The sequence below is a fragment of the Mycetocola sp. Y444 genome (assembly GCF_059445295.1).
This window is the reverse complement of the sequence record NZ_JCAIUB010000003.1, coordinates 673,787-686,278: the sequence shown is the minus strand read 5'-3', so window position 1 is coordinate 686,278 and position 12,492 is coordinate 673,787. Positions and strand designations below refer to the sequence as shown.

The window sequence follows — 12,492 nt, the reverse complement described above, 5'->3', positions numbered from 1 at the left end:
CTCGCGATAGTCAAAGAAACGCTCACGGTCCCCCGGATACGCTCGATGCACACCGTTTGCAACGACGCCGGGAGGGTTGTTATGTCTGAATTTCACGCACACGTGATCGTTGGCGAGCCCGAGGTCGTTGAAGACCGCAACCTCGCCACCTCCCCGGCCTGGCTCCGCCTCAAGAACGCGGCCATCGGCATCCGCCCCCTTCAAATAAAAGACGGATCCATTCCCGAACCGGATGCCCACGCCCCTGCCCGCGAATTCGTCACGACGATCGTCGGCGCGGTTCGTGAGCTGGCGCCGCTGTTCCCCTGGGATGCCGAGTACCTCGACGCGGTCACCGTCGACCTCGAGCGCTGGGCGGCAGCGGACTTCGGTGTGCCGGACTTCTACGATTCCCTGATGGCGTTCCAGCCGCAGCAGCACCGCGCCGATGGGCGCAGGCACCTCGTGCTGTTCCCGATGTACACGCAGAACGGGTCGGCCGACCGGCTGATCGAGGCCGTGCTCGTCGAGGTGGTCTGGCCGGAGTTCGTCGCAGAACTCGAAGCGGGCGACTACTCCAACAGCCTGTTCGTGCCGATTCGGTTTCTCGATTTCACGCCGGGCTACGACACCAACTCAGCCGTCCTGTTTCCCGAGACCGTTGCGATGCGCGCGATCCCGACGTTCACCTGGGGCGCGATCTTCGCCGACCGGGAGGCCGCGCGCTTTCGCCGCGTGGTGAAGGCCGCCGCCGAAATCACCAGGCTCGAACTGCCCGCGGACGCACAGGCACTGCTCGAAAGCCAGGAGCTCACCGAAGAGACCTTCGTGATGTGGGATCTCATCCACGACCGCACCCACATGCGCGGTGACCTGCCGTTCGACCCGTTCATGATCAAGCAGCGGATGCCGTTCTTCCTGTATTCGCTCGAGGAACTGCGCTGCGATCTCACGGCTTTCCGCGAATCGGTGAAGCTCGAGCGCACCCTGTCGGCGCAGAGCCCGGCGGAGCTCACCGAGGCGGAGACCGAGATCCTCGCCCACGCGAAGCTTGTGCAGTACGCGGTGATCTTCGACCGGATCTTCCGGTTCGCGCTCACCGGCAGCCGGGTGCGCAATTACGACGGGCTCGGCGGCCAGCTGCTCTTCGCGTGGCTGCACCAGCACCACGTGCTGCACTGGACCGACACCGCGCTCACCATCGACTGGCCCGAGGTGCCCGACGTCGTCGTCGCGCTCGGCACCGCGATCGACGAACTCTACTGGCGCTCGATCGACCGGCCCAAGGTTGCCCACTGGCTCGCCGCATACGAACTCGTCTCGAGCACCGTCGAACCACACCCGGCATCCGCGTGGGCTCGTGGACTTCCCGACGACGTGCTCACAGGGCTACCGAAGGGCTACACCGACCTGGTGAGAGACGACGAGTTCCCGCTCAGCATGTTCTATGAGGCGCTCTCGAAGAAGATGGGCGACGTGATCGGGTCCACGGCGGGGATCACGGGTCGTGGCTGAGCGGGGAGCGGCGGGCGCCGGGGCGGCGGGCGCCGGGGCGGCCGGACGTGGTGTCGCCGGTCGCACTGTCTCTGGCCGCCGGGTTCTCGTTGCCGGTGCGACCAGCGCGGCGGGCGTCGCCGTCTGCCGCGACCTCGCGGCCGCGGGCGCGCGGGTGATCGCCGTCGGCTCGAACCAGGGCCGGCTCGACAGCCTCATCGACCAGGTTCCGGATGCCGTCGGCCACGTCGCCGACCTCACCCGCTTCGATGAGGTGGCACGGTTGGGCGAACGCATCCACAACGACCCTTCCCTGACCGGGCCGATCGACGGGCTCATCCACCTCGTCGGCGGCTGGCGGGGTGGCGGCGGACTCTCCGGACAGAGCGATGAGGACTGGGACTTCCTGCACTCCCGCATCGTCACGACCCTCCGCAACACCACCCGGGTGTTCGTCGACGACCTGCGCACATCCGACGCGGGCCGACTTGCGATCGTCTCGAGTACGACGCTCGACCACCCGATGCCGGGGGGTGCCAACTACGCTGCCGCGAAGGCTGCGGCAGAAACGTGGGTGCGCGCGGTGGCAAACGGGTTCGAGAAATCCGCGCCGACGGCATCCGCCACGATCTTCGTCGTTCAGGCACTCAACGGACTCGAAGCCTCACTCGCGACGGCGATCACGGGGCTCTGGGACGCCGAGCGGCCGCCACTGTCGCGGGTTTCGCTCCAGGCGTCGGCATCCGTTGAATAAATCGTCCGCTGGGCACGGAGAGTGGCTGTTGTCTCCGTCGCAGGACGGATACTCTCCGTCGCGGGACGGATGCCGGAACCTCGCCGGATCGCTAGCGTGAGACTGTGATGCCCGCTCAAGTTGCTCTCGTCGACCCCAACGATCCGTCGTGGCGCCGCCCGGCGGTGACACGCAGCCAGTTGCGCACCGACGCAGTGCTCGCCGCCGTACTCTTCGTCGGCACTCTCTTCAGTCTCATGCTCTATCGCGTTGCCGGGCTCTACGACGAACCAGCTCCGATGTGGATGTGCCTGATCTGGGCCGTGCTCATCACGCTGTCGCTCGCGTTCCGCCGATGGTTCCCGAACACGGTCGCGATCGTCGTGTCTGGCGCGTTCATCGGCGGTGGAGAGCTGCAGGTCCCCGAGCTGCTCATGTGCAACATCACGCTGTTCATGGCGCTCTATGCCGTTGGCGCGTGGGTCGACAACCGCCGAACGGCGCTGGTCGTGCGCGCGGTCATCATCGCGGCGATGCTGGGCTGGCTGGTGATCGCCATGCTGAGAACGACAACGGATCCGGATGCCCTCGATGGATTTTCGCGGGCGGGGGCGTTCTCCCCGCTGGTCGCGTACCTGATGATCCAGATCCTCACGAACCTGCTCTACTTCGGTGGGGCCTATTACTTCGGCGACCGTTCGTACGCGTCGGCGAAACAGAAGGCGCTGCTCGAGTACCGCACGGCAGAACTGGAGCGTGAGCGGGAGCGCACCGAACAGCAGGCCGTCGCGCTCGAACGCGTGCGCATCGCGAGGGAGCTGCACGATGTTGTCGCCCATCACGTGTCGGTGATGGGAGTGCAGGCCGGTGCCGCCCGCACGGTGCTCGACTCGGATCCCGCCATGGCCCGGGACGCCCTGGCGAACGTGGAACTCGGTGCCCGTACGGCGATCGATGAATTGCACAAGCTGCTGCACACGCTGAGGGAATCGGAGCCCGGGGACAGCCGGGCGTCGACGAGTGCATCGACACTCGGTCTTGAGTCGCTGTCCGCGCTCGTCGCAGATTCAACGGCATCCGGGTTGCCCACGACCCTCGACGTCATCGGGAAGCACCGGAACGTGCCGGGCCTTGTTCAGTTCAGCCTCTACCGCATCGCTCAGGAGGCGCTCACCAACGCGCGGAAACACGCGGGTCCGACAGCGACGGCCGACGTTCGAGTGCGCTATCTCCCTGGCACCGTCGAGCTCGAGGTCACGAACACCGGCAATGTGCCGTCGCGTCCGCAGCCGGGAGGTCTCGGGCTGATCGGCATGCGCGAGCGCATCGACGCGATCGGGGGCACGCTCGAGACCGGCGCGCGCTCTCGCGGCGGGTACCTCGTGCGCGCGCGAGTGCCGATTCCCGGTGGCGGGCCGGGTGAGCGACCCGGTGTTCCAGCCGGCGCAGCCTCCGGTGCCGCCGCGGACAGCAGGGACGGCACACCCGTGTCCGCCGGGCAGCAGGACGCAGAGGTTACGCCAGAGAGCCCACAGGGCAACGCACAGCACATCGCACAGGAGACGGCACGATGACGACGGCAACCCGGGTACTGCTCGCCGACGACCACGAGATGGTGCGGGCCGGCTTCCGCATCATCCTTGGCTCCCAGCCCGACCTCGAGATCGTCGGAGAGGCGGCCACGGGCGCAGAGGCGCTCGCGCTGGCCCGCGAACTCAACCCAGACGTCGTGTGCATGGACGTGCAGATGCCCGGGACCGACGGGTTGGAGGCGACACGGCAGATCATCGCTGACGGTTCGCTGGCATCCGCTGTTCTCATCCTCACCACCTTCGACCGTGACGACTACCTGTTCGAGGCGCTGTCGGCCGGGGCAAGCGGGTTCCTCCTCAAGAACTCGACTCCCGAGCAGCTCATCGACGCCGTTCGCGTGGTCGCTGCGGGCGACGCCCTGCTCTCACCTGCCGTGACGCGGCGGGTCATCGAACGGTTCGGAACGCCAGGGGAAACGGATGCCGTCACCACGGGTGCTCCGCCTCCCGCGCTCGAGAGCCTCACGGATCGCGAAGCGGAGGTGCTCCAGCTCGTCGCGCAGGGCCTGTCGAACGCCGAGATCGCCCGCGACCTCTTCGTCGGCGAGGCGACGGTGAAGTCGCACGTGTCGAAGGTGCTGCAGAAGCTCGGTTTGCGCGACAGGATCCAGGCCGTGGTCTGGGCGTACGAGAACCGGGTGGCGGTGCCAGGGGCCTGAACTCGGCTATTTCGGGAGGAAAAACACCGGGCCCGCCGCCCTATCCGGCCCGGGCCCCAAGTTCCGCCTCCCGAAACGACACTCAGGCCGACCCGCGCTCTCCCCCGGGAGCCACTCTCACGCCGACCCGGGTTCTCCGCCGGGAGCCGCTGTCAGGCCGGGATCCGGCACCCGTCCGCCCGAGCAGGCGCGTTTCGGGAGGAAAAACACCGGGTCCGCGGCCCTATCCGGCCCGGGACCCAAGTTCCTCCTCCCGAAGCCGCACTCACGCCGCCGCTCACCGCGAGGCCAGACTCACGCCGCCGCGCGCGGCTCCCTCGGCATGCGCGCGGCGTAGGCCGACGTAGCCAGGAGGAACACCGCCGCGACGCCGAACGCCAGCGGGAACGACCCGGTATCGACGAGCCAGCCCGCGACGAGCGGGCCGACGATCGCCCCGAGATCGCTCGCCATCGAGAACACAGCGACCGGCCGGCCACCCTTCGCTCCCGCCGTCGCCTCCCCAAGTGCAGCGGCGGGCGCCGTTCCCATGAACGCTGCGGCGACACCGTAGACCGCGAGCAGAATGGTCAGCACCACGATGTTCGGCGCAAACGCAATGCCCAGCACAGTGACAGCGGCTACGGCATACGCACCGAGGATCGCCGGCTTGCGACCGACGGTGTCGACGAACTTCCCGGCGGGAGCGAGCGCGAGGGTCTGTGCAACGGCGGCAATTGCAAACGCGATTCCCGTCCACGCCGGTTCGCCGAGAAGGACATCGACGACCAAAACCGGAACAAGGGCGCTCCGAACACCGAGCGACGTCCAGCCGTTCGCAAAGTTCGCGACGACGGCCACCCGGAACCGCGTGTCACGGAGCACAACCCGGAACGGCACGACGTCGACCGGCGTATTTCCACCGACGTCTCTCGTCCGCGGTCGCAGCAGGATGACCCCGACGAGACCGGCCACGGCGAGCGTGCCTGCGTAAAAGAAGAACGGGGCGGTGAGCGAGATTGCGGCTAACACGCCGCCGATCGCCGGGCCCGCCATTCCACCGATGAGAAATCCGCCCTGATAGAAGCCGACAGCCCGGCCCCGCAGCGTCGCCGGCGTTGAGCCGAGCAGCAGTGTCATCGCCGCGACGGTGAACATGGCGGAACCGATGCCGCCGGCACCGCGCAGAAGCAGCACTTCGACGTAGCTCGATGCAACGCCGACGAGTCCGCTGGACACCGCAACAATCCCGATACCCACCGCGAGCACGACACGTTCGCCCCACCAGTCGATGAACCGGGCGCAGAACGGGCTCGTCACGAACCGCATCAGGGCGAACGCCGAAACGACGGCGCCCACCTCGACGTAGCCGACACCGAAACTCGCCACATAGACGGGCAACACCGGAACAACGACCCCGAAGCCGACCATCACAAAGAACGCAACGACGCCGAGCACGAGAACGTCGCGCGGCAACCGCGGACGGTCGGAACGTCGGCGACCGAGCAGCGGAAGTTGTGGCACCTGACCAGCGTATGCCAGCGGCATCCCCCGAGAGACGGAGACAAAAGACTCGTCGTCAGGCGGATGCCGTGCGCCACCGCGCGCCCGTACCGTTGAACCACACTCAGAGGAAGGCTCGCGATGCTCGAGATTCGAGATGTCAACAAGACGTATGGAACGAGGCAGGTGCTCACCGACGTAAACTTCGACGTCGCCCCCGGCCGGATGACCGGCTTCGTCGGCGGTAACGGCGCAGGCAAGACGACGACGATGCGCATCATTCTCGGCGTGCTGAACACCAACACCGGCACAGTGACCCTCGACGGACACCGGCTCACGCCCGAGGACCGTCGGCGTTTCGGGTACATGCCGGAAGAACGCGGCCTCTACCCGAAGATGAAGGTCGAGGAGCAGCTCGTCTACCTCGCCAGGCTGCACGGCTTCACGACCGACGCCGCGCGACGTAACGCGGGCGACCTGCTCGAGCGCCTCGGCCTCGGCGAACGCCGCAACGACGCCGTCGAGAGCCTCTCGCTCGGAAACCAGCAGCGCGCCCAGATCGCCGCTGCCCTCGTGCACGACCCCGAGGTGCTCATCCTCGACGAGCCGTTCTCCGGCCTCGACCCCCTGGCGGTGGACGTCGTTGTCGGTGTGCTCAAGGACCGGGCCCTGTCCGGCGCACCAGTGTTGTTCTCCTCGCACCAGCTCGACATCGTCGAACGACTCTGCGACGACCTCGTCATCATCGCCGGCGGCACGATCCGGGCCCACGGGTCTCGTGAGGCGCTTCGGGCCGAACACTCGAGGCTCAGGTACGAACTGATCACCAGTGGGGATGCCGGCTGGTTGCGTGAGGCTCCGGGGATCACCGTCGTCGACTTCGATGGCGGGTTCGCACTCTTCGACGCCGACAGCGAGGCCGCGGCGCAAGATGTACTCCGCACAGCGGTGAGCCGCGGCGACGTCGCAACGTTCGCTCCCCAACGCCCGACCCTCGCCGAGATCTTCAAGGAGGTCATCAAGTGACGACAACAACGCACACCCGGGACCGCGCTGAGCGCACCCGCCCAGCCGCACCGAGCACGGCACAGGCCACCTGGCTCGTCGCGGAGCGTGAGATCACCATGCGCCTCCGCAGCAAGGCGTTCCTCATTTCGACGGGGCTGCTCCTCGTCCTCGTCCTCGCCTCGATCGTGATCGGAGGATTCGCCGCCCAGAACACGAGCGACACCCCCGTCGCTGTCGTCGGCACCGCGTCAGACGCCGTCGCCGGGGCATCCGGCCTCGACATCACCGAGGCGTCGAGCGTCGAGGAGGCACAGGAGCTGGTAAAGGACGGATCCGTCGAGGCGGCGATCGTCCCCGATTCATCCACCCAGCTCGGCATCGCCGTGATCGCCAACACCGACGTTCCGAGCGGCTTGCTTTCGCAGCTGAGCGTGTCGCCACCGGTGCAACTGCTGGACGAGAGCGAAACCAACCCGTTCATCGTCTATCTGGTCGCTCTGGGCTTCGGGCTCGTCTTCTTCATGTCTGCGATGACCTTCGGATCGACCATCGCGCAGAACGTCGTCGAAGAGAAGCAGACCAGGGTCGTCGAGATCCTGATGTCGGCGATCCCGGTGCAGGCGCTCATGGCCGGAAAGGTGCTCGGTAACTCGATCCTCGCGTTCGGGCAGATCGCGGTGATCGCGGCGCTCTCGATCATCGGACTGACGATCACGGGCCAAGCCGACCTCCTCACCGGACTCGGCGCCCCGATCGTGTGGTTCGTGGTGTTCTTCGCCATTGGCTTCGTGCTGCTGGCGTCGTTGTTCGCCGCGACGGGGTCGATGGTCTCCCGCCAGGAGGACATCGGCTCGACGACGACACCGGTCACCATGCTCGTGATGATCCCGTACTTCCTCGTCATCTTCTTCTACGACAACCCGACGGTGCTCGCCGTCATGTCGTACGTGCCGTTCTCCGCTCCGGTGGGAATGCCCCTGCGGTTGTTCCTCGGTACCGCCGCGTGGTGGGAGCCGCTCCTGTCGCTGGCGATCCTCCTCGTGTCGACGGCCGGCGTGATCTGGTTCGGATCCCGGATCTACCAGAACTCGCTGCTCAAGATGGGTGCACGGGTGAAGTGGGCGGACGCCCTCAAGAGCTGACCCGCCAGCACCCGACCCGGCAGCATCCGGTCGCCCCTGCGACTGTCTCGATGACACGTCGACAGGGGCGATCGTGCGCGTGCCCGCAAACGCCATGGCCGACAACGGTCGCAGTACGCTGAGACGGTGACCGAAACTCTGCATGACCCCAGCTCGCGCGGCTTCGCCAGCGACAATTACGCCGGTGTTCACCCCGAGGTCCTCGAGGCCATCGCGAGTGCCAACGGAGGACATCAGGTCTCCTACGGGGCGGATGTCTACACCGCGCACCTGCAGGACGTCTTCGCCTCGCACTTCGGTGCGGGCGTCGAGGTCTTTCCCGTCTTCAACGGCACCGGCGCCAACGTCACCGCGCTCCAGTCGATGCTTCCCCGCTGGGGAGCCGTGATCTCGACATCCACCGCTCACATCAACGTCGACGAGGGCGGGGCGCCCGAACGCGTCGGCGGCATCAAACTGCTCACCGTGCCATCCCCGGACGGCAAGCTCACACCGGAGCTCATCGATCTCGAGGCGTGGGGCTGGGGCGACGAGCACAGGGCACAACCGCTCGTCGTGTCGATCACCCAGTCGACGGAACTCGGAACGCTCTACTCGGTCGACGAGGTGCGGGCGATCGCCGACCACGCGCACGCGCGCGGCATGAAGCTGCACATGGACGGTGCGCGGATCGCGAACGCCGCGGCATCCCTCGGCGTACCGATGAAGGATTTCACCACAGACGCCGGTGTCGACGTGCTCTCCTTCGGCGGCACGAAGAACGGCCTGCTGTTCGGGGAGGCCGTCGTCGTTCTCAACCCGGCGGCATCCGACGGTCTGGTCTTCCTCCGGAAGCTGAACATGCAGCTCGCATCCAAGCTCAGGTTCGTGTCTGCGCAGCTCATCGCCCTGCTCGAGGGCGACCTGTGGCTGCGCTCGGCCCAGCACGCCAACCAGATGGCGGCACGGCTCCGCGGGTCACTCGACCAGCTCGTGTCGACCGGCGCGATTAGCGGCCTCGGCTTCAGCCAGCCGACCCAGGCGAACGCCGTCTTCGCGGTCCTCCCGGCGGATGCCGCCAACCGGCTTCGCGAGCGATTCCACTTCTACGACTGGGATGCCACGAAGCAGGAAGTCCGGTGGATGTGTGCGTTCGACACGACGGAGGCTGATGTCGACGCGTTTGTCGACGGCATCCGCGCGGAGCTGGCGGTCAGGATAGAAGAACGCGCCTGATGCTCCGGCGGAAGGGTTCTTGCGGGCGCCGGAACCGCTTGCGATACTGACGCTCTGTCCGGCGCTGGCACCACCTGCGGTCTCTCCGCCGGATGGAGCCGGACAGAGGCAGGTGGAGAGACGGACAGGGGACTCCGATGACAACAGCAAATCCCAGCCAGTCGGTTCTGCGGCGCAAGCCGATCGAAGACATCGAGGAAGAGAACAAACGCAGTGGCCTCTCGAAAAGCCTCGGGCTGTGGCAACTCACCGCGATCGGCGTCGGCGGCATTATCGGCGTCGGCATCTTCTCGCTCGCCGGCCTCGTTGCCGCTGGCAGCGAGGGCACGCCCGGCGTAGGCCCCGCCGTGCTGATCTCGTTCCTCATCGCCGGGCTCGCTTCGGCCGCGGCAGCACTGTCCTACGCGGAGTTCGCCGGGATGATTCCCCGTGCGGGGTCGGCATACACCTACGGTTACGTCGCCCTGGGTGAGATCATCGGCTGGTTCATCGGCTGGGACCTGCTCCTCGAGTACATCGCGATCGTCGCCGTCGTTGCCATCGGCATCTCGGGCTATTTCGAGGCGTTCCTCTCCGGCATCGGGATCGAAATGCCGACCGCGCTGACCTCGACATTCGACGAGGGCAGGGGCGGCATTATCAATCTGCCCGCCATCGTCGTCTGCCTCCTCGTGACCTGGATCCTCAGCCGCGGCACCAAAGCGTTTGGCCGGTTCGAACTCGTCGCCGTCGCGATCAAGGTGCTGTTGATCCTGTTCATCATCGGGCTCGGCGTGTTCTTCATCGACACGGCCAACTACAACCCGTTCATGCCGAGCGGCTTCGGCCCGGTTATCGCCGGTGCGGCAACGGTGTTCTTCGCTGTGTTCGGGTATGACGCCATGAGCACCGCCGCCGAAGAATCAACCGACGGCAAGAAACACATGCCGAAGGCGATCATCCTCTCGCTCATCATCGCCATGCTGCTCTACGTTGCCGCCACCCTCGTGCTCACCGGGATGCAGAACTATCAAGACATCTCGCCGACAGCGGGCTTCGCGTCCGCGTTCACGAGCGTCGGCCTGCCGGTCATCGCCACGATCATCGCCGTGTTCGCCGTGCTCTCCATCCTCACGGTGATGCTCACCTTCCTCCTCGGTGTCACACGCGTGTGGTTCTCGATGAGCCGCGACGGGCTGCTTCCCGCGTGGTTCGCCGGTACCGACAAGAACGGCACTCCGCAGCGCGTGACCTGGATCGCCGGGATCTCGTCGGCGTTCCTCGCCGGGGTGTTCCCGATCAAGGAGGTCGCCGACCTCACCAACATCGGTATCCTCGCGGCATTTGTTGTGGTCTGCACGTCGGTGATCGTGTTCCGGTACAAGCGACCGGATGCCCCGCGCACGTTCCGCCTGCCGCTGATGCCGTTTGTTCCCGCTTTCGGCGTCCTGGCATCCGCCTTTCTGATGCTGCAGCTGCACTGGGAGACGTGGGTGCGGTTCGGTGTCTGGCTCGTGATCGGACTCGCCATCTACTTCTTCTACGGCCGCCGTCACTCCCTGATGAACCCGGACAGCCCGCGGCATCGGGTCGCAGACGCGCCGAGCGCGACCTGAGCGGGGTGTGAATTGCCGGGGTGCGGCCCGGCGGCCCGGCAACCGGGAGTCCCCCGCGTTACAACGCGAAGCGGTCAGCGAGCCGATCGGACAGAGCGTCGAAGTCGGGATCAATGGTGCGGCGGCCGGCCTCCGCGTCGTACCACTCGATGATCTCGCGCGCGCCATCCTCGAAGAACGTCGACTGCCGGAAGTCGGGCACGAGTGCCTTCAGCTTGCTGTTGTCGAACACCATCGAGTGGGCCTTGTCGCCGAGGAGACCAGGGCCGAGCTCCGGTGAGGCCTCGGCGATGGCTTCGCTTGTCACGTGGACGAGCACCGGTTCGACACCGGCAGCCCGGCCGAGCGCGGCGTAGATGGCGTCCCAGGTCGGCGCCTGGTCGCCGGTGATGTGGAACGTGTCCCCGATCGCGGCTGCCCGGCCGAAGAGCCCGACAAAGCCGACAGCGAAGTCGCGGGTGTGCGTGATCGTCCACTGGGTGGTTCCGTCGCCGTGCACGATCACGGGCGCGCCGCGGCGCATCCGATCGATGTCGGTCCAGCCGCCGAGGGTCGGCAGCGCCGTGCGGTCGTATGTGTGCGACGGTCGGACAATCGTCACGGGGTACCCGGATGCCCGGTACTCGGCAACGAGGACGTCTTCGCAGGCGATCTTGTTGCGCGAGTATTCCCAGAACGGATTACGCAGCGGCGTGGATTCCGTGACCGGCATGCGCGATGGCGGCGTCTGGTAGGCAGACGCCGAACTGATGAACAGGTACTGCCCGGTGCGATCGCGGAACGTGTCGAGGTGCAGATGGTCAGGGGTGAAGCTGAGGAAGTCGGCGACGACGTCGAAGCTGCGATCGCCGATCGCGCTCGCGAGGGACTCAGGATCGCGGATGTCCGCTTCGAGCGTTTCGATCTCCGCGCCGAGTGGTCGGTCGCTCGATCTGCCACGGTTGACGACGGTCACTTCCCAGCCGCGTTCTGCGGCGAGCGCCACTGACGCGCTGCTGATGATTCCGGTACCACCGAGGACGAGGACGCTCTGTGCAGACATGTCGCTCAGTCTGTCAGGGTCGGTGCCCGACTGGTCAGATTCTCGAAAGGGTTGCGCTGCACCGGAACCACCCCGTAAAAGTCCAGCGCGTGCGGAGTCCGTGGCCGGAGCGAAGCCTGACGATCACTCCGCGGTGAGCTGCCGTTCGATCGCCACGGTTCCCTCGACCAGGACGCCACCGGTGTGTGCGGTTGTCACCGTCTCAATGAGCACGATGCCGACCTCCTCAGCCGCAACCGGGTTGTGCTGAACCCCCTTCGGCACGACGAAGAACTCGCCTGCCGCGAGCGCCACCTCACGGCCGCCCTCGAGTTCGATGCGCAGATTTCCGTAGACGACGAGAAACATTTCGTCTTCATCGTCGTGCGCGTGCCACACCAGCTCGCCGAGCAGCTTGGCAACCTTGATGTACTGGTCGTTGACGCGACCGACGACGCGCGGCGTCCAATACTGTGAAACCTGATCGAGGTGCTCGCGGATACGGGTCGGCTCGAGAAGATCCATAACCTCAGCCTATGGCGGAGCGGGCGGGAAGGTTACCTCCTGTTGCG

General features: G+C 66.5%; 11 protein-coding genes. 8 read left to right on the top strand and 3 right to left on the bottom strand.

All coding sequences use genetic code 11. From position 1 onward, the window contains the following. Positions 1 to 81 precede the first annotated feature (81 nt). The 4 genes from AC1C2M_RS14755 to AC1C2M_RS14740 all read left to right on the top strand — a co-directional run bounded on the left by AC1C2M_RS14755 (position 82) and on the right by AC1C2M_RS14740 (position 4,457). On the top strand, positions 82 to 1,494 hold the full coding sequence (locus AC1C2M_RS14755; RefSeq protein ID WP_495437339.1) for a DUF6421 family protein: 1,413 nt from the start codon (positions 82 to 84) through the stop codon (positions 1,492 to 1,494). Continuing rightward, on the top strand, positions 1,487 to 2,227 hold the full coding sequence (locus tag AC1C2M_RS14750; protein ID WP_495437337.1) for an SDR family NAD(P)-dependent oxidoreductase: 741 nt from the start codon (positions 1,487 to 1,489) through the stop codon (positions 2,225 to 2,227). The genes AC1C2M_RS14755 and AC1C2M_RS14750 overlap by 8 nt, the downstream gene beginning before the upstream one ends. A 107-nt stretch (positions 2,228 to 2,334) precedes the next feature. Further along, a complete protein-coding gene (locus AC1C2M_RS14745) occupies positions 2,335 to 3,780 on the top strand; it encodes a sensor histidine kinase (protein WP_495437565.1) in 1,446 nt (481 codons plus the stop codon). Next, entirely contained in the window at positions 3,777 to 4,457 is a 681-nt protein-coding gene (locus AC1C2M_RS14740) for a response regulator (RefSeq protein WP_495437335.1), read from the top strand. Before AC1C2M_RS14745 ends, AC1C2M_RS14740 begins: the two co-directional genes overlap by 4 nt. A 294-nt stretch (positions 4,458 to 4,751) precedes the next feature. Here AC1C2M_RS14740 and AC1C2M_RS14735 read toward each other — a convergent pair whose 3' ends face one another. Beyond that, positions 4,752 to 5,960 carry an MFS transporter gene (locus tag AC1C2M_RS14735; RefSeq protein WP_495437334.1) on the bottom strand — a complete coding sequence of 403 codons (1,209 nt, stop codon included), beginning with the start codon at positions 5,958 to 5,960 and terminating at the stop codon, positions 4,752 to 4,754. 120 nt (positions 5,961 to 6,080) lie between these two features. Here AC1C2M_RS14735 and AC1C2M_RS14730 point away from each other — a divergent pair, with 120 nt between their 5' ends. The 4 genes from AC1C2M_RS14730 to AC1C2M_RS14715 all read left to right on the top strand — a co-directional run bounded on the left by AC1C2M_RS14730 (position 6,081) and on the right by AC1C2M_RS14715 (position 10,899). Further along, a complete protein-coding gene (locus tag AC1C2M_RS14730) occupies positions 6,081 to 6,965 on the top strand; it encodes an ABC transporter ATP-binding protein (protein ID WP_495437332.1) in 885 nt (294 codons plus the stop codon). Then, positions 6,962 to 8,089 (top strand): ABC transporter permease, encoded by a 1,128-nt coding sequence (locus AC1C2M_RS14725; RefSeq protein WP_495437330.1) that lies wholly within the window; start codon positions 6,962 to 6,964, stop codon positions 8,087 to 8,089. The genes AC1C2M_RS14730 and AC1C2M_RS14725 overlap by 4 nt, the downstream gene beginning before the upstream one ends. Before the next feature lie 126 nt (positions 8,090 to 8,215). Then, complete coding sequence (locus AC1C2M_RS14720; RefSeq protein WP_495437329.1) at positions 8,216 to 9,304, top strand: threonine aldolase family protein; 1,089 nt, start codon at positions 8,216 to 8,218, stop codon at positions 9,302 to 9,304. Positions 9,305 to 9,441: 137 nt separating this feature from the next. Next, positions 9,442 to 10,899 carry an amino acid permease gene (locus tag AC1C2M_RS14715; protein WP_495437327.1) on the top strand — a complete coding sequence of 486 codons (1,458 nt, stop codon included), beginning with the start codon at positions 9,442 to 9,444 and terminating at the stop codon, positions 10,897 to 10,899. Between the two features lie 58 nt (positions 10,900 to 10,957). Here AC1C2M_RS14715 and AC1C2M_RS14710 read toward each other — a convergent pair whose 3' ends face one another. Both AC1C2M_RS14710 and AC1C2M_RS14705 read right to left on the bottom strand, forming a co-directional pair. Further along, on the bottom strand, positions 10,958 to 11,941 hold the full coding sequence (locus AC1C2M_RS14710) for an NAD-dependent epimerase/dehydratase family protein (RefSeq protein WP_495437326.1): 984 nt from the start codon (positions 11,939 to 11,941) through the stop codon (positions 10,958 to 10,960). A 123-nt stretch (positions 11,942 to 12,064) separates the two neighbouring features. Beyond that, positions 12,065 to 12,445 carry a cupin domain-containing protein gene (locus AC1C2M_RS14705; protein WP_495437325.1) on the bottom strand — a complete coding sequence of 127 codons (381 nt, stop codon included), beginning with the start codon at positions 12,443 to 12,445 and terminating at the stop codon, positions 12,065 to 12,067. Between the last annotated feature and the right edge of the window lie 47 nt (positions 12,446 to 12,492).